This window comes from Zetaproteobacteria bacterium, assembly GCA_003696765.1.
Taxonomy (GTDB): Bacteria; Pseudomonadota; Zetaproteobacteria; order Mariprofundales; family J009; genus RFFX01.
Window position 1 is genome coordinate 26,921 of the sequence record RFFX01000028.1, and the last position, 20,569, is coordinate 47,489.

20 protein-coding genes and 1 tRNA gene are annotated in these 20,569 nt (G+C 69.0%); 17 read left to right on the forward strand and 4 right to left on the reverse strand.

Annotated elements, in window-relative coordinates; translation table 11 throughout:
* Positions 1-33: 33 nt before the first annotated feature.
* On the reverse strand, positions 34-630 hold the full coding sequence (locus tag D6682_02705; protein RMH52073.1) for a hypothetical protein: 597 nt from the start codon (positions 628-630) through the stop codon (positions 34-36).
* Positions 631-920: 290 nt separating this feature from the next.
* On the reverse strand, positions 921-1,928 hold the full coding sequence (locus D6682_02710; protein RMH52074.1) for an AI-2E family transporter: 1,008 nt from the start codon (positions 1,926-1,928) through the stop codon (positions 921-923).
* 236 nt (positions 1,929-2,164) lie between these two features.
* On the opposite strand from D6682_02710, the gene htpX reads away from it, so the two are divergent.
* On the forward strand, positions 2,165-3,061 hold the full coding sequence (gene htpX / locus D6682_02715) for a protease HtpX (GenBank protein RMH52075.1): 897 nt from the start codon (positions 2,165-2,167) through the stop codon (positions 3,059-3,061).
* Positions 3,062-3,273: 212 nt separating this feature from the next.
* On the opposite strand, the gene ilvA is transcribed toward htpX, so the two are convergent.
* Positions 3,274-4,800: a threonine ammonia-lyase, biosynthetic gene (gene ilvA, locus D6682_02720; protein RMH52076.1), complete on the reverse strand. Its 1,527-nt coding sequence runs from the start codon at positions 4,798-4,800 to the stop codon at positions 3,274-3,276.
* A 35-nt stretch (positions 4,801-4,835) separates the two neighbouring features.
* A tRNA-Ser gene (locus tag D6682_02725) sits at positions 4,836-4,925 on the reverse strand.
* Between the two features lie 250 nt (positions 4,926-5,175).
* On the opposite strand from D6682_02725, the gene rpsB reads away from it, so the two are divergent.
* The 16 genes from rpsB to D6682_02805 form a co-directional block, all read left to right on the forward strand.
* Positions 5,176-5,946: a 30S ribosomal protein S2 gene (gene rpsB, locus D6682_02730; protein ID RMH52077.1), complete on the forward strand. Its 771-nt coding sequence runs from the start codon at positions 5,176-5,178 to the stop codon at positions 5,944-5,946.
* 46 nt (positions 5,947-5,992) lie between these two features.
* Positions 5,993-6,886: an elongation factor Ts gene (locus D6682_02735; protein ID RMH52078.1), complete on the forward strand. Its 894-nt coding sequence runs from the start codon at positions 5,993-5,995 to the stop codon at positions 6,884-6,886.
* Positions 6,879-7,616, forward strand: a complete 738-nt coding sequence (locus tag D6682_02740; protein RMH52079.1) for a UMP kinase — start codon at positions 6,879-6,881, stop codon at positions 7,614-7,616. The genes D6682_02735 and D6682_02740 overlap by 8 nt, the downstream gene beginning before the upstream one ends.
* Before the next feature lie 140 nt (positions 7,617-7,756).
* Positions 7,757-8,290 (forward strand): ribosome recycling factor, encoded by a 534-nt coding sequence (locus tag D6682_02745; GenBank protein RMH52080.1) that lies wholly within the window; start codon positions 7,757-7,759, stop codon positions 8,288-8,290.
* Between the two features lie 47 nt (positions 8,291-8,337).
* Positions 8,338-9,054: a di-trans,poly-cis-decaprenylcistransferase gene (gene uppS / locus D6682_02750; protein RMH52094.1), complete on the forward strand. Its 717-nt coding sequence runs from the start codon at positions 8,338-8,340 to the stop codon at positions 9,052-9,054.
* Positions 8,892-9,851 (forward strand): phosphatidate cytidylyltransferase, encoded by a 960-nt coding sequence (locus tag D6682_02755; protein ID RMH52081.1) that lies wholly within the window; start codon positions 8,892-8,894, stop codon positions 9,849-9,851. The genes uppS and D6682_02755 overlap by 163 nt, the downstream gene beginning before the upstream one ends.
* Positions 9,852-9,874: 23 nt before the next feature.
* A complete protein-coding gene (locus D6682_02760; GenBank protein RMH52082.1) occupies positions 9,875-11,026 on the forward strand; it encodes a 1-deoxy-D-xylulose-5-phosphate reductoisomerase in 1,152 nt (383 codons plus the stop codon).
* On the forward strand, positions 11,023-12,387 hold the full coding sequence (gene rseP, locus D6682_02765) for an RIP metalloprotease RseP (protein RMH52083.1): 1,365 nt from the start codon (positions 11,023-11,025) through the stop codon (positions 12,385-12,387). Before D6682_02760 ends, rseP begins: the two co-directional genes overlap by 4 nt.
* Positions 12,384-14,690, forward strand: a complete 2,307-nt coding sequence (gene bamA / locus D6682_02770) for an outer membrane protein assembly factor BamA (GenBank protein ID RMH52084.1) — start codon at positions 12,384-12,386, stop codon at positions 14,688-14,690. The genes rseP and bamA overlap by 4 nt, the downstream gene beginning before the upstream one ends.
* 381 nt (positions 14,691-15,071) lie before the next feature.
* Positions 15,072-15,599: an OmpH family outer membrane protein gene (locus tag D6682_02775; protein RMH52095.1), complete on the forward strand. Its 528-nt coding sequence runs from the start codon at positions 15,072-15,074 to the stop codon at positions 15,597-15,599.
* An 87-nt stretch (positions 15,600-15,686) separates the two neighbouring features.
* Positions 15,687-16,673 carry a UDP-3-O-(3-hydroxymyristoyl)glucosamine N-acyltransferase gene (gene lpxD / locus D6682_02780; GenBank protein ID RMH52085.1) on the forward strand — a complete coding sequence of 329 codons (987 nt, stop codon included), beginning with the start codon at positions 15,687-15,689 and terminating at the stop codon, positions 16,671-16,673.
* 4 nt (positions 16,674-16,677) lie between these two features.
* Positions 16,678-17,118: a 3-hydroxyacyl-[acyl-carrier-protein] dehydratase FabZ gene (gene fabZ, locus D6682_02785; protein RMH52086.1), complete on the forward strand. Its 441-nt coding sequence runs from the start codon at positions 16,678-16,680 to the stop codon at positions 17,116-17,118.
* Between the two features lie 34 nt (positions 17,119-17,152).
* A complete protein-coding gene (locus tag D6682_02790) occupies positions 17,153-17,953 on the forward strand; it encodes an acyl-ACP--UDP-N-acetylglucosamine O-acyltransferase (protein RMH52087.1) in 801 nt (266 codons plus the stop codon).
* Complete coding sequence (locus tag D6682_02795; GenBank protein RMH52088.1) at positions 17,940-18,788, forward strand: LpxI family protein; 849 nt, start codon at positions 17,940-17,942, stop codon at positions 18,786-18,788. The genes D6682_02790 and D6682_02795 overlap by 14 nt, the downstream gene beginning before the upstream one ends.
* Positions 18,789-18,816: 28 nt before the next feature.
* The gene (locus D6682_02800; GenBank protein ID RMH52096.1) at positions 18,817-19,980 is read left to right on the forward strand and encodes a lipid-A-disaccharide synthase; all 1,164 of its coding nucleotides are present in this window, start codon (positions 18,817-18,819) and stop codon (positions 19,978-19,980) included.
* Positions 19,961-20,569: hypothetical protein (locus tag D6682_02805; GenBank protein ID RMH52089.1), on the forward strand; the 609-nt coding region annotated here is incomplete at its 3' end. The genes D6682_02800 and D6682_02805, both read left to right, overlap by 20 nt.

Below are 20,569 nucleotides of genomic sequence, written 5' to 3' on the forward strand. Positions count from 1 at the left end.
AGTGCGGAAAGGGCCCGACCGGAGCAGAGCAGTTCAGCCCTCCGCGGCCAACAGCCGTTCGATACGCCGCCTCAGCTCGCCATCGTGTGAGGGGGCAGCGAGCGCCCGGCGCAGCTCCTCACGCCGACGGGCCGCCTCCCGGGCCACCTCCGCGCGCAGATAGTGGCGCAGCTGTTCATACTCCTCACCCACCTTCTCCTCCAACAACGCCGCGGCCCGATCACCGTGGCCGCCGTCGATCAGCCGCTCCGCAAGATCGAGCCTCGCCTGCCACTTCAGCTCCTCCGGCGCATCACTCGCCAGCAGTCGGGTCAGATACTCCCGCGCCCGCGCCTCGTCGAGCGAGACCAGCTGGAAGAGCGAGAGCGGGGCGTAGCCGGTCCGGCCGTAGTCGCGGACGATATTCTCCAGCAGCGCCTTGCGTTTGGCGCGATCGTCGAGCGCCAATGCCTGGTAGTAGATGGTCGCTGCGGCCCGCTTGTCCGCCTTGACCCGCTCCGACCAGAGGGTGCCGGCGAGCAGGGCGATGATCACGATCGCGCCGATCGCACCCACCATCTGCCGGTTGGCGGTCAGCCAGGCGGTGATCTGCGCCGAGCGCATCTCCTGCTTCAGTTCGTCGAGTTCCATGGTCTGATCCTGATTGCCGATTCCATCACGACACCTCCCTCCTCGGCCCCCTGCCCGACGGCGAACGCTAGCCGCAGCCTTGGGTCCGCGCCATGAAGGATTTCGCAAGAAACCATCATCGCAACCATGGAGGGTCGCGCAAATCCGTCGCGCAAATCCGTAGGTTGCGCATCCAACCGACGGATTTGTAAGGGGATCGAAGACCGCGTGCTTCGATCCCCGTGAAGCCAAAAAGCCCACGGGCGGACTTTTTGCGATTCCATCATGAAGCGGATGCGGATGCCGGCGTCCTATCCGAGCAGGGTGGCCAGCCAGCGCCAGCGCGGATTGCTCTCCAGCGCCAGCTTGACCACCATGGTCAGCGGCACCGACAGCAGCATGCCCACCGGCCCCAGGATCCAGCCCCAGCAGACCAGCGAGAGGAAGACGACCAGCGGCGAGAGACCGACCTCACGTCCCATGAAGCGGGGCTCGATCAGGTTCCCGACCACCGTGTTGATCGTCAGATAGCCCACGGCCACGGTCACCGCCGCGCCGCCGCCCAACTGCACCACCGCCAGCAACAAGGGGGGAACGGCGGCGACGATCGAGCCGATGTTGGGAACGAAGTTGAAGAGGAAGGCGAGCACCCCCCAGAGCAGCGGGTAGTCCACGCCGACGATGAGCAGCAGCAGCGCAACCAGCGCACCGGTCAGCAGACTGATCCAGGTCTTGACCGCCAGGTAGCGGTTGGCACGCTCCAGAAAACGGTGCACCGCCTCGGAGGAGGGGGCGTGTTCGCCCATGCGGCGCCACTTCTCCGGCAGGGCCAGCGCCTCGAAGAGCAGAAAAATGGTGGTCAGAAGAATCAGGAAGAGGTTGGCCAGCGACTTGCCCAGGCCGGTCAGCAGGCTGCCGGCCATCCCCATCGCCGCCGCCGGGTCGAGCGCCTCCTTCAGGCTGTCGGCACCGAGCTCCAGCCCATGGGCGGAGAGCCAGTGCGACAACCCCGTCCGCTGGGCGTCGAGCCGCTCCTGATAGTGCGGCAACTGCCGGGTGAAGTCGGCCACCGAGCTGCCCAGCAGCAACCCCAGCAACGAACCTGCGACCAGCAGCAGCAGGAAGAGGATCAGCACGGCGGCCGTCTCCCCCAACCCGCGCGCCCGCAACCAGCGCAGCGGCGGCAGAGAGATCATGGCCAGAAAGAGGGCCAGCAGGAAGGTGGTCAACAGCGGCGCGGCCGCCTTGAGCCCGGCGACGACGATGACCAGCGCGGCGGCGGCGAAGAGCAGCCCGGAGGGTCGAGGGATGGTGGTCATGGCTCGAATCCTGACGACTTTGCAAGAAATCGGCATCTGCGGCCAGGACGGCCGCCCAAAACGGGAGCCTGCGCATGCAACCGACTGTTTTGTAAGGCGGTCGAAGAGCGACCTCTTCGATCGCCGTGAAGCCAAAAAGTCCACGGACGGACTTTTTACGGTGTGATCAAGGATTGAATCCCGGTTGTCGAACCCTTACAATGAGGCGTACCACAACTGCAAGGGGGTAGGCTGTCATGCGCGCACTCAAGGGCATCGTTCTGCTGATCATCGCCAACCTGCTGGTCTTCACCACCCTGTCGATCAGCGGCACCATCCTGATCAACTTCGTGCTGCCGCTCTTCGGCATCGACCTGCGCGGCTCGCTGGCCGGGATGGACTTCGCCTGGGCGATGGTCTTCGGCTTCGGCGGCGCCTTCATCTCGCTGCTGATGTCCAAGACGATGGTCAAGAACAGCATGCCGATGCAGCAGGTGGTGACGCCGGCCACCCCCAAGGAGCGGTTGGTCTACGACACGGTGCGGCAGATCGCCGAGCGCGAGGGGATACGGATGCCGGAGGTGTGGGTCTACTGGGACGACACCCCCAACGCCTTCGCCACCGGGCCGTCGCGCAACTCGGCGATGGTCGCGGTCTCCTCCGGGCTGGCCACCAATCTGAGCGATGATGAGCTGCGCGCGGTGCTGGCCCACGAGATGGGCCATGTGGTCAACGGCGACATGCTGGCCACCACCCTGCTGCAGGGGTTGATGAACACCTTCGTCTATTTTCTCGCCCGGGTTATTTCGCGGCCGATCGAGGAGCGCAACGCCTTTGCCGGCTTCATGATCTACATGCTGCTGCAGTTCGTCTTCTCGATCCTGGCGATGATTCCGATCAGCTGGTTCTCGCGCCATCGCGAGTTCCGTGCCGATGCCTACGCCGCCCGCATGGTCGGTGCCGCGCCGATGATCAACGCGCTGCGCAAGATCGACTACCTGACCAGCCGGCAGCTGCGCGACGAGCCGGTTCTGACCGAGGATGCGCTGGCCACCCTGAAGATCTACAACAAGGATGCGATCGCCCACCTCTTCGCCACCCATCCTCCGATCGAGGCGCGGATCGCCGCCCTGCGCGCCCTGCCCTCGGCCTAGCGTAGCCCGACATCCGCTCCCCGGCCCTGCGCCACGCCACGGCCTGCGGGGTCGGACCATGGCAACCTGTCGCAATCACTGGGAATGGCCTCGTTTGTTGCGTGAAGAACGGGCCTGGATCGTCCTGCTGGGGCCTGCAACGTCGGGTTTGACAAGGGGGCGCCAACCCGACCGGCCGGGCGGATGTGCGATGCCGTTGGCGGTGGGGGCGGTCAGAGAAAGAGCGAACGGACGACGTTGTCGCTTTCGCAGGTGTAGGGGTAGCCGATCTCGTCGAAGAAATGTTCCAGCGTTGCGCGCTCCTCGTCGACCGCCTCCATGCCGACCAGCACCCGGCCGTAGGCGGCGCCGTGGTTGCGGTAGTGGAACAGCGAGATGTTCCAGCGTCCGGCCAGATGGTTGAGGAAGTCCCCCAGCGCGCCCGGCCGCTCGGGGAACTCGAAGCGGTAGAGCTGTTCGTGCCGGACCAGCGGCGCCCGGCCGCCGACCAGGTGACGCAGGTGGAGCTTGGCCAGCTCGTTGTCGATCAGCGGCAACACCGGGTAGCCGGCCCGCTCCAGCTGGAGACGGATCTCCTCGGCTTCGTGCGCCCCGTCGATCGAGATGCCGACGAAGATGTGGGCGGCCTCCCGTGAGGAGAGACGGTAGTTGAACTCGGTGATGTTGCGCCGGCCGATGGCGTTGCAGAACTGGAGGAAGGAGCCGGGGCGCTCGGGGATGGTGACGGCGAAGAGCGCCTCCCGCCGCTCGCCGATCTCCGCCCGCTCGGCCACATGGCGCAGGCGGTCGAAGTTCATGTTGGCGCCGGAGTTGATGCAGACGATCCGCCGACCGCGCAGGCCGTCGCGCGCGCAGACCACACCGGCGGCGGCGACGGCCAGTGCTCCGGCCGGCTCCGTGATCACCCGCGCATCCTCGTAGATCGCCTTGATGGCGCCGCAGATCTGGTCGGTGTCGACCAGCACGATCTCGTCGACCAGCGCACGCACCATCTCGAAGGTGATGCGGCCGACCCGCTTGACCGCCACGCCGTCGGCGAAGATGCCGACCTGATCGAGGGTCACCCGTCGGCCGGCGCGCAGCGAGTCGTACATCGCCGCCGAATCGACCGGCTCGACCCCGATGATGCGGGTCTCGGGCGACTCCCGGCGCAGGTACGCCGCGATGCCGGCGATCAGCCCGCCGCCGCCGATCGGGATGAAGACGGCGTCGATATCACCGGGCGTCTGCCGGAGCAGCTCGTCGGCGATGGTCCCCTGGCCGGCGATCACCGCCGGGTCGTCGTAGGGGTGGATGAAGATCCGCCCGCTCTCCCGGCGCAGCGCCTCGGCATGGGCGCCGGCGTCGGAGTAGCTGTCGCCGTAGAGCGCCACCTTGCCGCCGAGCCGCTCCACCGCCGAGACCTTGATCTGTGGTGTGGTCTCCGGCATGACGATGAGGGCATCGATCTCCAGCCGCGATGCGGCCAGCGCCACCCCCTGCGCATGGTTGCCCGCCGAGGCGCAGATCACCCCGCGCGACCGCTCCTCCGTGGTGAGGGCGGCCATCCGGTTGTAGGCGCCGCGCAGTTTGAAGGAGAAGACCGGCTGCAGATCCTCCCGTTTAAGCAGGATGGTGTTGCGCAGCCGGGCGGAGAGTCGCGGTGCGGGGGTGAGGGGGGTCTCGATCGCCACATCGTAGACGGCACTGGAGGTGACAGCCCGCACCCAGTCGTAATCCTGCCAGTCGAATGCTTCCAACGTTCCTTTCCGATGTGGCCGAAGGTGCGGGATCGTGGCGGAGAGAGAGGGATTCGAACCCTCGACACGGTTGCCCGTGTAACACCTTAGCAGGGTGCCGCTTTCAGCCGCTCAGCCATCTCTCCGTCGTACCGATCCATCCTGCCTGCGCGGCGGCCGCGCAGGGGTACAGGGACGGGGCGAACGCTAGGAGAAACGGGGGTCGGTGCAAGCCGGCGGAGTGTTGCCCGCCGCCCGATGCGGTTGCGGCCTCGTTGCGTTTTCGCGCGGGAACGCTAGAAAGCGCCGCCACTTCGCACACCGCCGCAGCGCGATTGTGCCCCGGGGAGGCCGGGGTCGGGCGGTGGAGGATCAACAATCGAGAGGAAACCACACATGTCCAGATTCACCATGAAACAGCTGCTTGAGTCCGGTGTCCATTTCGGCCACCAGACCCGGCGCTGGAATCCGAAGATGGCGCCGTACATCTACGGCAAGCGCAACGGCATCCACATCGTCGACCTACAGAAGACCCTGCGGATGGCCAACGAGGCCTACCAGTTCATGCGCGAGCTCGCCGCCGCCGGCGGCACCGTGCTCTTTGTCGGCACCAAGCGGCAGGCGGCGACGGCGGTGCGCCAGGAGGCGACGCGCGCCGGCCAGTTCTACATCGCCCACCGCTGGCTCGGCGGCCTGCTGACCAACTTTGCCACCGTGCAGCAGTCGGTGCGGCGGATGAAGGATCTGCAGCGGCAGAAGGAGGACGGGGTCTTCGACCTGATGACCAAGAAGGAAGGGATCCGGATGCAGCGCAAGCTGGAGAAGCTGGAGCGCTCCCTGGGCGGTATCAAGGATATGATCAACCTGCCCGACTGCCTCTTCGTGGTCGATGTCAACCGTGAGAGCCTGGCGGTGGCGGAGGCGCACCGGCTGGGGATCACGGTGGTCGCGGTGGTCGATACCAACAGCGATCCGAGCAATGTGGACTACATCATTCCCGGCAACGACGACGCCATCCGCGCGGTGCGCCTCTTCTGCAGCAAGATGGCCGACGCCCTGATCGAAGGGGCGGAGGTGTGGCGTATGGAGCACGAGCAGCAGGATGCGCCGGTTGATTCGGTGGTGGTCGAGGAGCAGGAAACCCCGGCGGCGGCCGAGGCCGCCTGACGCGCCGGGAACGATCCTAGGAAAACGACGGAGGTTTGGGACGACGATGGCCAGTGTGACGGCGGCGGATGTCAAGAGGCTGCGCGAGATCAGCGGCGCGGGGATGATGGATTGCAAGAAGGCGCTGGTCGCCACCGACGGCGACATGGATGCGGCGGTCGACTTCCTGCGCAAGAAGGGGTTGGCCGCGGCGGCGAAGAAGTCCGGGCGCGTCGCCGCCGAAGGGGTGGTGCTGGCCCGCAAGGAGGGGCGCGCCGGCGTGGTGGTCGAGGTCAATGCCGAGACCGATTTCGTCAGCAAGAACGAGCAGTTCACCGGGTTCGTCGAGCGGCTTTCCGGCGTGATCCTCCGTCTGCGCCCCGCCGACGTCCCGGAGCTGCTGAAGCTCCCCCTCGACGATGGGACGGTGGAGGAGGAGCTCGCCCGGTTGATCGCCACCATCGGCGAGAACATGACTGTCCGCCGCTTCGCGCTGCTGGAGGTGGAGTCGGGCGCGATCGGCGCCTACGTCCATGGCGGTGGGCGGATCGGCGCGCTGGTGGCGCTCTCCGGCTCCCCCTCCGAGGCGCTGGAGGAGGTGGCCCACCAGGTGGCGATGCATATTGCGGCGGCCAATCCGCTCTGCCTCTCCCGCAGCGCGATGGATCCGGCGCTGGTGGAGCGTGAACGGAGCGTGCTGCGCGAGCGGGCGGAGGCCAGCGGCAAGCCGGCCCACATCATCGAGAAGATCGTCGAGGGGCAGATGCGCCGCTTCTACGCCGAGTCGTGCCTGATCGAGCAGAGCTTCGTCATGGACGGCGATCTGACCGTGGCCGAAGCGGTGGAGCGGGCCTCTCCCGGCGCACAGGTGACGGCGATGGCCCGCTTCCAGCTCGGTGAGGGGATCGAGCGGAAGGAGGAGGATTTCGCGGCGGAGGTGGCGGCGCAGCTTCATGGCTGAGCCCGTCTCGGGGCGTCCGCGCTACCGGCGGGTGCTGCTCAAGCTCTCCGGTGAGGTGCTGATGGGGGAGGATCCTTTCGGCATCAACCAGCAGACCATCGCCCGGCTGGCCGACGAGCTGCTGCAGATCCATCGCGATGGCGTCGAGCTGGCGGTGGTGATCGGCGGTGGCAACATCTTCCGCGGAGTCAAGGGGACGGCCAGCGGCATGGATCGCGCCAGCGCCGACTACATGGGGATGCTGGCCACGGTGATGAACGCCATCGCCCTGCAGGATGCGCTCGAGCGGCGTGGGGGTGTGGTACGGGTGATCTCCGCACTCCACATCCGTGAGGTGGCCGAGCCCTACATCCGCCGGCGGGCGGTGCGCCATCTGGAGAAGGGGCGGGTGGTGATCTTCGCCGCCGGCACCGGCAATCCCTACTTCACCACCGATACCGCGGCCAGCCTGCGGGCGATGGAGATCGACGCCGACGTGGTGCTCAAGGGGACCAAGGTGGACGGCGTCTACAGCGCCGATCCGGCGGTCGATCCCACGGCCGAGCGCTACCGGCGGCTCACCTTCACCGAGGTGTTGACGCGCAAGCTGGCGGTGATGGATGCCACCGCCATGTCGCTCTGTCGCGACAACGACATGCCGATCGTGGTGTTCGACGTCACGGCACCCGGAGCGTTGCGGCAGGTGGTCTGCGGTGCGGAGGTGGGTACACTGGTGACCGAAGGGGCGTAGCCCCGATTCCGCGGCCAGGAGGGTCGCGCACAGCGGCGGCTTGCGCAGGCGGGCTGCCATGTTGGTGCGGGGATCAAGGAGCCCGCTCTGCGATCCCCGTCGGGCAGGACGTCCATGGAGGGACGTGTTGCGACGCGATCATGGACGCCTTGAGAGCCCGGATGGAGAAGAGCATCGATGCGCTGCGCCACGAGCTGGCGGCGATCCGCACCGGCCGTGCCAACGCCTCGCTGCTCGACCACGTGACGGTGGAGTACTACGGCGCGCAGGTGCCGATCTCCCAGGTGGCCTCGATCACTGTGCCCGAGGCGCGGATGCTGGTCATCTCCCCGTGGGAGAAGCACATGCTGCCGGAGATCGAGAAGGCGATCCTCGCATCGGATGTCGGCATCACTCCGAGCAGCGACGGTTCGGTGATCCGGCTGGTGTTGCCCGAGCTGACCGGGGAGCGGCGTCGCGAGCTGGTGCGCAAGGTCCATCAGGTGGGCGAGACCGCCCGCATCGCCGTCCGCAACATCCGCCGCGACGCCAACGATGCGGTGCGCAAGGACGAGAGCCTGTCGCAGGACGAGGCGAAGCGGCGTCAGGAGCAGATCCAGAAGGAGACCGACCGCTTCATCGCCGAGATCGACAGGATGCTCAAGGCGAAGGAGCAGGAGATCCTGACCATCTGACCTCCGTGCCGGCCCGATCGCGCGTGCCGGCACATGTCGGCATCATCATGGATGGCAACGGCCGCTGGGCTGAGGCCCATCGGCTCCCCAGGCTCGAAGGGCATCGCCGCGGTGCCGACCGGGCGCGCGACGTGGTCGAGTGGGCGCGCGACGCCGGCATCCGTCAGATCTCGCTCTACGCCTTCTCCACCGAGAATTGGGAGCGGCCCGACGCCGAGGTGCGTGGCCTGATGGCGCTGCTGGCCATGTTGCTGCCGCGGCGGGTGCCGGAGATGATGCGCGAGGGGGTTCGGTTGCTGACCCTCGGCGACCTCTCCGCCCTGCCGCGCCGGGCGCGGCGGGCGCTCGATGAGGCGAAGGCGCAGACGGCGGGCAATCGGGTGATCGACCTGATCCTCTGCATCAACTACGGCGGGCGGCAGGAGATCGTCGCCGGTGTGCGCCGGGCGCTCGCCTGGGCGCTGGCCCAGCCCGATCCCGCCGCGGCGGCCGCCGCGCTGGATGTGGAGCGGTTCGGTGCCATGCTCGGTCGCGACGAGGTGCTGCCGGTCGACCTGATCATCCGCACCGGCGGCGAGCGGCGGGTCTCCAACTTCCATCTGTGGGACAGCGCCTACGCCGAACTCTACTTCTCCCCCACCTACTGGCCCGACTACAGCCGCGCCGACCTGCAGGCGGCGTTGGAGGACTACGCCGCGCGCGAGCGCCGGTTCGGCCTGACCGGCGCGCAGATCCGGGAGGGGGGGGGAGGTGTGGCATCGTGAGGATCGAGCGCGAGTTGCTGCTGCGCGTGGTCACCGCCGTCTTCCTCTTTCTGGCGGCCACCGGCTGGTTGCTCTATGCCTCCGACCCGTGGTTCCAGCTCGTGTTGGCGCTTTTCGCCATCGCCGCCACCTCCGAACTGCTGACCCTGCTGAAGCTGTACCCGATCCGCCGCTTCGGCGTGGTGACCACCGCCGTCTGGGTCTACCTGATGCTAGGCGGCGGCCCGCTGCCGGCGCTGCTTGGGCTCTGGCTCGGCTGGGGGGTGCTGGCGTTGGCCCTCGGCCGCGACGACGCCGGGCGCGTCTCCCTGCCGGCGCTGGCCATGGGGTGCTGGATGGCCTTCTGGCTGTTGCTGACCGTCTGGATGGTGTTGCGCCTCCACCATCGGCCGCAGGGGACGCTCTTCCTCGCCGGGCTCTGTCTGGTGATCTGGGCGTCGGATATCGCCGCCTATGTCGCCGGCCGGCAGTGGGGGCGGCGCCGGCTGGCGCCGGCGATCAGCCCGGGGAAGAGTATCGAGGGGGTGGTCGCCGGGGTGCTCGCCGCCCTGGTGGTCGGCGTCCTCTTCTGGCCGGCGATGGTCGGCATGGGGCGGCCTGCGGCGCTGGGGTTGGCGTTGACGGCGGCGGTGCTCGGGGTGGCGGGCGATCTGATGGAGTCGCTGCTCAAGCGCACGGTGGGGGTCAAGGAGAGCGGCACGCTGCTGCCCGGCCACGGTGGACTGCTCGATCGCATCGACGCGCTGCTGCCGGGCGTGCCGGTGGTCGGCCTGCTCTGGCTGAAGCTGGTCTCCTGAGCGGCGGCGGCTACCCTCCCGCGATGCGTCTCACCATCCTCGGCGCCACCGGCTCGATCGGCGCCAGCACCATCGACCTGGTGCGCCGCCACCGCGACCGCCTCTCCTGCCATGCACTGGTCGGCCACCGCAACGTCGCCCGCATGCTCCGTTGCATCGAGGCGGTCGACCCCGAGCTGGCGGTGATGACCGATGTCGAGGCGGCGGCGGAGCTGGCCGCTGCCACCCCCGGCTGTCGGGTCGAGGCAGGGATGGAGGCGGCGATCGCCGCTGCGTGCGACCCTTCGGTGGAGATGGTGGTGGCGGCGATGGTCGGGGCTGTCGGCATCCCGGCGGCGCTGGCAGCGGTCGCCGCCGGCAAGCGGGTGGGGTTGGCCAACAAGGAGTGCCTGGTCACCGCCGGTCGCCTCTTCGTGGAGGCGGCGGCCCGCTCGGGCGCCGAGATCGTGCCGGTCGACTCCGAGCACGCCGCGGTGGCGCAGGCCCTGGCCGGCCAGGACCGCGGTTCGGTGACGGCGATTGTGCTCACCGCCTCCGGTGGGCCCTTCCGCGACCGTGATCCGGCATCGCTCGGCGAAGTGACGCCGGAGGAGGCGGTCGCCCATCCCAACTGGTCGATGGGGGCGAAGATCAGCGTCGATTCGGCCACGATGATGAACAAGGCGCTGGAGCTGATCGAGGCCAGGTGGCTGTTCGATGCGGCGCCGGAGCAGCTCTCGGCGATCATTCATCCGCAGAGCATCGTCCACGCCTTGGTCCACTACCGCGACGGTTCGGTGCTGGCCCACCTCGGCATGCCCGACATGCGCTGCCCCATCGCCTGGGCGTTGCAGCCGGCGCCGAGGCTGGGTACGGGGGTGGCGCCGCTCGATCTGGCCGCCCTTGGCCGGCTGGAGTTCGCCGCGGTGGACGAGGAGCGGTTTCCCGCCATGCGGCTGGTCCGCGCGGTGCTGGCCGGCGGTGATCTCCCGGCCATCGTCTTCAACGGTGCCAACGAGGAGGCCAACGCCGCCTTCCGTGCCGGTCGCATCCGTTTTCCCGACATCGTGGCGGTGGTGGAGGAGGTATTGATGCAGAGCGAAGACGGGTTGGTTTCCTCGATCGAGGAGGTCTACGCCTGCGACCGCCGGGCGCGGCGGCATGCGCAGGCGGTGATCGCCGCCCGCGACCGCTGAGCGGCGTCGTGCATACCCTCTTCTTCTTCGTCGTGGCGCTGGCGCTCTTGATCGGCGTCCACGAATACGGCCATTTCCTCACCGCGCGCCGGCTCGGCATCCGGGTGGAGAAGTTCTCCATCGGCTTCGGTCCGGCGCTGTTCTCCTGGCGCAGTCGCGACGGCGAGGTGGAGTATGTCGTCGCCGCCATTCCGCTGGGCGGGTATGTCAAGATGCTGGGGGAGACCCCCGGCGATCGGGCAGTGGTGGAGGCGCTGGATGCGCGGCAGCGGGCGCGCGCCTTCGATGCCCAGCCGGTCTGGAAGCGGGCGGCGGTGGCCTCGGCCGGGCCGCTGGCCAACTTCGCCTTCGCCGTCGTCGTCTACATGTTGATCGGCTGGATCGGGCAGGAGGTGCTGCCGCCGCAACTCGGGTATGTCGAGCCCGGCGGGGCGGCGGCGCGCGCCGGCCTGAAGCCGGGCGACCGCATCGTGCGGGTGGACGGGGTGCGGATTCCCTCGTGGCACGCGCTGGAGCTGGCCTTGAAGGATCGGGTCGGTGGCGAGGCGCGGCTCACCGTGGAGCGCGGCGGCGCCGCCTTCGCGCGGAGGGTGCGGGTGCCCGCCGGCCGGCGGGACGCCCTGCTGGTGGATGTGGCCGCCGAGCGGCTGGGCATGGGGCCGGCGACGGAGGTGGTGATCGACGAGGTCCGCCCCGACGGACCGGCGGCGCGGGCGGGCGTGCGCCCGGGTGATCGGGTGGCGGCGGTCGACGGCAGTCCGGTGCGGCTGCCGGGGACGTTGATTCGGGCGGTGCAGCGTTCGGCGGGTCGGGCGCTGCGGTTGACGCTGCGGCGACCGGGCGGCGCGGTGCGGACGGTGGCGGTGGTGCCGCGCTCCGATGCGAAGATCGGCGGCAAGGGGCGGATCGGGGTGCGGCTCTCGGTCCGGCCGTTGGCGCAGCGGGTCCGCTACCGCATGGGGCCGCTCGAAGGGGTCGCCTACGGCTTCAGCCAGACCTGGTCGGTCACCCTGCTCACCTGCCGGGTGCTGGGCAAGATGGTGACGGCGGCGATCTCCCCGCAGAACCTGGGCGGGCCGATTGCCATCGCCCGGATGGCCGGCGAGAGTGCGTCGATGGGGCTGGTGCCGTTCCTCGCCTTTCTGGCGCTGATCTCGGTCAACCTCGGGGTGTTGAACCTGCTGCCGGTCCCGGTGCTGGACGGTGGCCACCTGCTCTACCTTTCGCTGGAGAAGCTGCGCGGGCGGCCGTTGTCGGAGCGGATGATGGAGCGGACGCAGTATGTCGGCGTGGTGCTGATCGGCGCGCTGATGCTGTTCGCCCTCTACAACGATCTCGCGAGGTGGCTGGGCGGTCGATGAGCGGAGCGGGTGTGGTCGTGCGGCGGTTGCTCTTGGTGCTGCTGTTGCTGGCCGCCCTGCCGGCGGCGGCGGAGCAGGTGCCGCTGGTCTCCGCGATCGCCGTCGAAGGCAACCGCTTCGTCGATACCGCGGCGATCCGCGACAAGATCAAGAGTACTGTGGGCAAGCCGCTCGATCGGCGGCGGATCAGCCGTGACGTGCGCGCGCTCTACGCCACCGGCCTCTTCCGCGACCTGTGGGTGGAGGGGGTGCGTAGCGCTGGGAAGGTGCGGTTGATTTACCACGTGGTGGAGAACCCGGTGATCGGCAAGCTCACCTTCGAGGGCAACGACGACGTCGAGACCAAGGTGCTCAAGCGGATCGTCAAGCTCAAGCCCGGCCACGTCGTCGGCCCCGAGTTGCTCAGGCGCGAGCGCAACAACCTGCGCCGGCAGTACCTCAAGAAGGGGCACTACCAGGTCGAGGTCTCGTTCCGGCAGCACAAGAACCGCGACGGCAGCGTCGATCTGACCGTCCATATCGACGAGGGGCCGGTGACCCGCATCGAGCGCATCCGTTTCACCGGCAACCACGCCTTCGATCAGGAGACCCTGCGCAAGCAGTTGGCCTCGCGCGAGTCGACCTTCATGGGCTGGTTCTCCGACCGAGACCTCTTCAGCAGGAAGCGGACCCGGGCCGACGTCCAGCTGCTGCAACAGTACTATCGCAACCACGGTTATCTCGACGCCAAGGTGGAGTCGACCATCCTGGCCCTCTCCGGGGACAAGCGCTCCTTCTATGTCACCTTCAACCTGCATGAAGGCGTCCGGTACCGGGTCTCCTCCATCACCCTGCAGGGCGACATGGTCCCCGACCGCAAGACGCTGCGCGGGCTGCTGACCCTGCACGCAGGCGAGCTCTATTCGCAGGAGAAGCTGGGCAAGACGATCGAGGCGATCACCCAGCGGGTGGGCGACGAGGGCTACGCCTTCGCCAACGTCACCCCGCTGTTCCATCGCGACATCCCGGCACGGCAGGTGGCCATCACCCTGGAGATCGAGAAGGGGCGCAAGGTCTATGTCGAGCGGATCGAGATCAGCGGCAACGAGGCGACCGACGACAAGGTGGTGCGGCGCGAGCTGCGTCAGGCCGAGGGGGCGCGCTACTCCGCCAGTCGGGTCCGGCGGAGCAAGGAGCGGCTCAAGCGGTTGAGCCTTTTCAAGGACGTCCGGGTGCGGATGCCACGCGGCAGCGCTCCGGACAAGGTGAAGATGAAGGTCGACGTCACCGAGGACAAGACCGGCAAGTTCACCTTCGGCCTCGGCTTCTCCCAACTGGAGCGGGTTTTCGTCACCACTTCGCTGCAGCAGAAGAACTTTCTCGGCAAGGGGATCGACACCAAGGTGGACGCGACCATCGGCACGCGCACCCAGAACTACGATGTCAGCATCACCGAGCCCTACTTCCTCGACCACGAGGTGCGCGCCACCTTCCGTACCTTCAAGACCCAGACCAGGCTCGACGCCGTCACCCTCTATCGGCAGAACGACGCCGGCGTGGGCGTCGATTTCGGCATCCCGATCACCGAGCAGACCGGCTATACCATCGGCTACAGCTTCTCGCGGACCAATCTGAGCAACATCCCGACCACCGCCTCGATCATCCTGCAGGCGCAGCAGGGGCGCCATACCTTGGGCGAGCTGTCGCAGTCGGTCTATTACGACACGCGCGACAGTGTCGTCGCCCCCCACCACGGTCAGCGCGCCTCGCTGGGGGTGAACCTCGCCGGTCTGGGGGGGGAGCGCCGCTTCGTCGAGTTCACCGCCGGGCAGCGGATCTACTTCCCGCTGGGGAAGAAGCTGATCTTCAGCCCGCGGCTGGAGGGGCGTTACATCCGCGGGTTCGGCGGGCGGGAGGTGCCGCTGGAGCGACGCTACTCGATGGGCGGCGTCGGCAGCCTGCGCGGTTTCGACATCTTCGGCGTCTCGCTGCGCAACCAGGGCGATGCCGTCGGCGGCAACGGCATGGTGCGGGCGACGGCCGACCTCTTCTTTCCGCTGCCCGGCATCCGCACCGAGGGGTTTCGTGGGGTGCTCTTCAGTGACGCCGGCACCGTCTGGGGCAGTGTCAACTCGACTTTCAACGGCCAGACGGTCAGTGTTCGCGAGCCGTTCCGCTTCTCGACCATGCGGGTCTCCGCCGGCTTCGGCGTCGAGTGGCTCTCCCCGGTCGGTCCGGTGGCGCTGGTCTGGGGGCGGGCGCTGCGCAAGCAGCCGGGGGACGTCACCCGCGGTTTCGAGTTCGCCCTGGGTTCGACGTTCTGACCCCTCGGCCCGCATCGCAGGCCGCATGGCGGGAGGGGGCTGCGGGCCTACTGCCGGGGGGCGGTCGAGATGCGCGGGGTGCTCGACCGACCCGAACAGCGCTTGGATGGGCGAGCTTGATGGTTTCGCACGAAACCGTCATCGCGACGTTGGCGTGCCGCGCAGATCAAGGGCTTGCGTAAGCAAGTGGTTGATTGGTTGGGGGATCGAGGGCCGCCTTCTTCGATTCCCGTCGAGCTTTTCCGTTGCGCGGCCACGGAAGGCCGTGCGGCCCCGTCCTCTGCATGGGGCGGAGGCCGGGGCGGTGGGGGCGTGGAGGGGCCTCATCCCTCTCCCCTCGCATCGGGCAACGGTTTCATGGAAGAGCCGTTGGCGCTGCGCATCATGAAACGGTTGATGATCACGATGCTGCTCTCGATCGGGGCGGCCCTCCCCTCTGCGGCCGTGGCGGCGGAGTTGAAGATCGGCTTCGTCGACGTGAAGAGCGCGGTGGAGAACACCGAGCGTTACCAGAGGGGGCTCAAGGAGCTCAGCGCGTTGAAGAAGCGCAAGGAGAAGGCGCTCGACGAGCTGCGCAGCCGCATCGAGCAGGCGCAGAAGGAGCTGCTGAGCCAGTCGATGGCCATGTCGCAGGAGCGGCTGGCCGAGAAGGAGCACGACATCAAGGAGATGCGCAAGAAGTTCAGCCGCCGCCAGCAGGATGCGCAGGAGGAGCTGATCAGCCGCAAGAACCGGCTCGACCAGAAGATCCTCAAGCGCTTCTACGCGGTGGTGCGCGCCTTTGGCAAGGAGCACCACTACGACATGGTGCTGCCCAAGTCCTCCGCCATCTACTTCGATCCCGCCCACGACGTCACCGCCCGGATCACCAAGCTGCTCGACGCCGACGCCGCCAAGGAGGAGAAGTAGGGGCGGACCGCCGCCCGGCTGGAGCGGAGTGGTCGGGTGCGCGACCCTGGTCGGAGCGAAACGGAAGGGGGGCTGAGCGCCGGTGCGGTGCAGGCGCTGGTCGGCGGTCGCCTCTGCGGCTGTCGTGCCGATGCGCTCCGGCTGGTCGGCTGCAATACGCTGGCCGACGCCGGCCCGGATGAGGTCGCCTTCCTCGCCAACCGCAAATACCGCCGGCAGCTCGCCGCCAGCCGCGCCGGCCTGCTGCTGGTGGCGGAGGGGGAGAGAGGGCTGCCGCAACGGCCGCTGCTGCGGGTGGCCGATCCCTACCTCGCATTCGCCCGGCTGCAGCGCCACTTCCACCCCGTGCCGCCGACGCGCGGCGCGCGCCACCCCGGCGCGCTGATCGACGATACCGCCAGGCTGGCGGAGGATGTCGATGTCGGGCCGGGCTGTATCATCGCCGCCGGTGTGACCATCGGCGCCGGCAGCAGGCTGGATGCCGGGGTGATCGTCGAGGAGGGGGCGGCCATCGGCGCCGGCTGCCACCTGCACAGCGGGGTGGTGGTGGCGCGCGGCTGTCTGCTTGGCGACGGCGTGGTGCTGCAGGCGGGCGCGGTGATCGGCTCCGACGGCTTCGGCTACGCCTGGGACGGGCGCGACCACCTCAAGATCCCCCAGGTCGGCCGGGTGGTGCTCGAGGATGGGGTGGAGGTGGGTGCCAACAGCTGCATCGACCGCGGGGCGATCGGCGATACGGTGATCGGTGCCGGCAGCAAGATCGACAACCTGGTCCAGATCGGCCACAATGTGACCATCGGCGCCCGCTCGATCATCGTCAGTCAGGTGGGCATCTCCGGCTCCACCCACATCGGTCGCGGCTGCCGCATCGGCGGCCAGGTGGGGATCGCAGGCCACCTCACCATCGGCGACGGCGCCAGCCTGGCCGCCAAGAGCGGGGTGATCGGCGATGTCCCGGCGGGGGCGACCTACGCCGGGCTTCCGGCCATGCCCCACCGTGCATGGCGCAAACTCAACGCCCTGTTGCGCCGGCTGGCGCGCCGCGGGCGGGGCGGGGAAACAACGCAGGAGTAGCCACATGCTGGATATCGATGCCATCTTGCAGCATCTGCCCCATCGCTACCCCTTTCTGCTGGTCGACCGGGTGCTGGAATTCGAGCCGGGGGTGTCGATCCGGGCGCTGAAGAACGTCACCATCAACGAGCCGCAGTTCACCGGCCACTTTCCGCAGACCCCGGTCATGCCCGGTGTGTTGTTGATCGAGGCGATGGCCCAGACCGGCGGCATCCTCGCCTTCATGTCGGTGGAGCGCGGCGCCGACTACCTGGTCTATTTCACCGGCATCGACGACGCCCGCTTCCGTCGGCCGGTTCGGCCGGGCGATCAGGTGATCTTCGCCATGCACAAGCTGCAGCGGCGCGGCCACATGTGGAAGTTCCGAGGGGAGGCCTTCGTCGACGAGAGGCTGGTCTGCTCGGCGACGCTGATGGCCACGCTGACTCCCAAGCGGGCGGGGTGATCGCCGCCACCGTGCGGCAGGTGGTGCCCGATCGGTGAACTCCTCCCGCATCCACCCCACCGCGATCGTCTCGCCCGAGGCGGAGCTGGCCGCCGATGTGATCGTCGGGCCGTGGTGTGTCATCGACGGGCCGGTGCGCATCGGCTCCGGCTGCCGGCTGATCTCCCACGTGGTCCTCTCCGGCCGCACCACCATCGGTGCGGACAACCGCTTCTTCCCCTTCTCCTCGGTGGGGCTGGAGCCGCAGGACCTCAAGTACCGGGGTGAGCCCTCCGAGGTGGTGATCGGATGCGGCAACACCATCCGCGAGCACGCCACCATCCACGCCGGCACCGAAGGGGGGGGGATGGTCACCCGCATCGGTGACGGCAACCTGATCATGGCCTACGCCCACGTGGCGCACGACTGCTGGCTGGGCAACCGCATCGTGCTGGCCAACGCCGCCACCCTCGCCGGCCACGTCACCATCGAGGACGATGCCATCATCGGCGGCCTCTCCGCCGTCCATCAGTTCCTGCGCATCGGGCGGCTGGCGATGATCGGCGGGATGAGCGGCATCGTGCAGGACGTTCCCCCCTTCACCATGATCGCCGGCGGCTACCGCCCGGGGCTGGCCGGGCTCAACCTGGTCGGTTTGCAGCGCAAGGGGTTCGATGCGGCGCGCATCCGCCGGCTCAAGCAGGTCTATCGCGCCCTATTCCAGCGTGACGCCGCCCGGGAGGAGCGGATCGCCGCGGCGCGCGCGGCGGCGGGTGACGACGAGGCGGCCGGCCACATGGTCGATTTCGTCGCCGCCGCCGAACGCGGCGTCACCTGGCCTCGTGGGACGGAGTAGCCGGCCGCCGCTCGGTCTGGTCGCAGGCTACGGCAGCTTCCCGCTGGAGCTTGCCGAGCGGCTGCGGCGCGACTTCACACTGGAGATCGTCGCCGTACGCAACGAGGCCTCCCCGGAGATCGAGCGCTTCGGTTCGGTCACCTGGCTGCAGGTGGGGCGGATCCAGGCGATGATCCGCCGTTTCCGGCGGGCGGGAGTGCGCGAGGTGGTGATGGCCGGCAAGGTGCACAAGCTGCATCTGTTTCGCAACTTCCTGCCCGACCTCCCCACGCTGCGCGCCTTCCGCGCCCTGCCCGACCTGCGCGACGACACCATCCTCAACGGCGTGGCCGCCATGCTGGCCGAACACGACATCACCATCATCCCGCAGGTGAAGTACGCCCGCGACATGCTGGCGCCGGCCGGCCACCTGATGGGGCCTGCGCCCGACGAGGATCGCTGGCGGGACATCGCCTTCGGCCTGCGCCATGCGCGGGCCATCGCCGGGCTGGACATCGGCCAGACGGTGGTGGTGCGGCAACGGGCGGTGTTGGCGGTGGAGGCGATCGAGGGGACCGACGAGGCGATCCGGCGCGGCGGTGCGTTGGGCGGCGGTCACGCCACGGTGGCCAAGGTGGCCAAGCCGGGGCAGGACCTCCGCTTCGACGTCCCCGTCTTCGGCCCCGACACCCTGGAGACGATGCGGGAGAGCGGCTGCGACTGCCTGGCGGTGGAGGCGGGGCTGACCCTGATGCTCGAGCGCGAACGGCTGCGGCGGCTGGCCGATCGCTACGGAATCACCGTGGTCGGTGCTGCGGTGGAGGGGGGCGGGGACGGCGCCGTCGGGGAGGGATAACGCGGTGCCGGCTTCGCGGGAAGCCGGCATCCGCGGCCGGGCGGGGGGGGTCGACGTGCTGGTCAGCGCGGGCGAGCCCTCCGGCGACATGCATGCGGCGGAGGTGGTGCGGGCGCTGCGGCGGCGGGCGCCGGGGCTGACCGTCGCCGGCCTGGCCGGCCCGGCGATGCGCGCCGCCGGCTGCCGGGCGTGGGTCACACAGGAGCAGCTTGCGGTGATGGGACTGGTCGAGGTGGTGCGCCATCTTCCGCGCATCCACGCCGTCGGGCGGCTGCTGCTCGAACGGGCGGCCGCCTGCCGGCCGAAGGCGGCGGTGCTGGTCGACTTCTCCAGCTTCCACATACGCTTGGGTGCCCGGCTGCGGGCGCTGGGCATCCCGGTGGTGCATTACATCGCCCCCAAGCTGTGGGCCTGGGGTGCGTGGCGGGTGAGGCGGCTGGCCCGCTCGCAGGATCTGCTCGCCGCCATCTTCCCGTTCGAGGAGGAGTGGTTCGCCCGGCACGGCATCCGCGCGCGCTATGTCGGCAATCCGGTCGCCAGTCGGGCGGATGGCGGCTGGAGCCGGGCGGAGCTCTGCCGCCGGCTGGGGCTCGATCGGGCGCGCAGGGTGCTGGCGCTGCTGCCCGGCTCCCGCCCCTCCGAGCTGGACCGCCACCTGCCGCTGCTCGCCACGGTGATGGCCCGGCTGCGCGCGGAGGATCCCGCGCTGCAGGTGGTGGTGCCGCAGGCGCCGGGGCTCTCATCCGCGGCGCTCGCCCCGCTGCGCGCCCAGGGGGGGGTGGTGGTGCCACGCCTGCAGCCGGAGTTTGCGCTGCGCGTCGATGCGGCGGTGGCGGTCTCGGGGACGGCGACGCTGGAGCTGGCCCTGTGGGGGACGCCGACGGTGCTGGTCTACCGCGCCGCGCCAACAACCATCTGGCTGGCCCGCCGGCTGGTCGGGCTCAACTGCGTCGGGCTGGCCAACATTCTGCTGGACGACCAGGAGATCATGCCCGAGCTGATCCAGGAGCAGGCCACCCCCGATCGGGTGGTCGCCTGCGTGCGGCCGCTGCTCGCCGGCGGGGAGGCGGCGGCGCGGCAGCGGTGGCACTTCGCCCGGCTGCGCGATACCATGGGCAGCGACGATCCGGCACAACGGGTGGCGGACGCAGTGATCTCGCTGGGAGGAGTGGATGTCGGATCCGCCCGCTGATCCGCCGACGGCGCTGGGGCCCGCCGCGTCCTTCCTGGTGGTGTTGATCGCGCTGCTCGCCCTGGGCGGGTGGGCGGTCGATCACGCCGCCCTCGCCGCCGCCTTTCCGCCGATCGCCGACATGACCTTCAACACCGCGCTCGCCTTTCTGCTGCTCGCCACAGCCCTGCTGCTGCCGGCGGGGAGAGCGGAGGGGGAGGCACGCCGCCGCCTGCGCATGCTGCTCGCCGCCGCTGTCGCCCTCTTTGCCGCCCTGTCGCTGATCGAGGATCTCTTCTCGGTCGATCTGGCCATCGACAACCTGCTGTTTCACACCCCGCCGCTGGAGACATCCTCGCCCCATCCCGGGCGCATGTCGCCGCTGACCGCCACCGCCTTCCTGCTCTCCGCCGGGGCGCTCCTGCTGCTCGCCCGGCGAGGGGATCCCGCGGTGCCGGCGGTAGTGGTGCATGCGATGATCCTGACCGTCGGCCTGACGGGCCTGGTCGGTTTTGCCATGCACCTGCTGATCCGCGAGGTGCCGCCATCGCAGCGTCATCTCTTCTCCATCTCCGAGATGACCGCGCTCGCCTTCCTGCTGCTCGCCGCA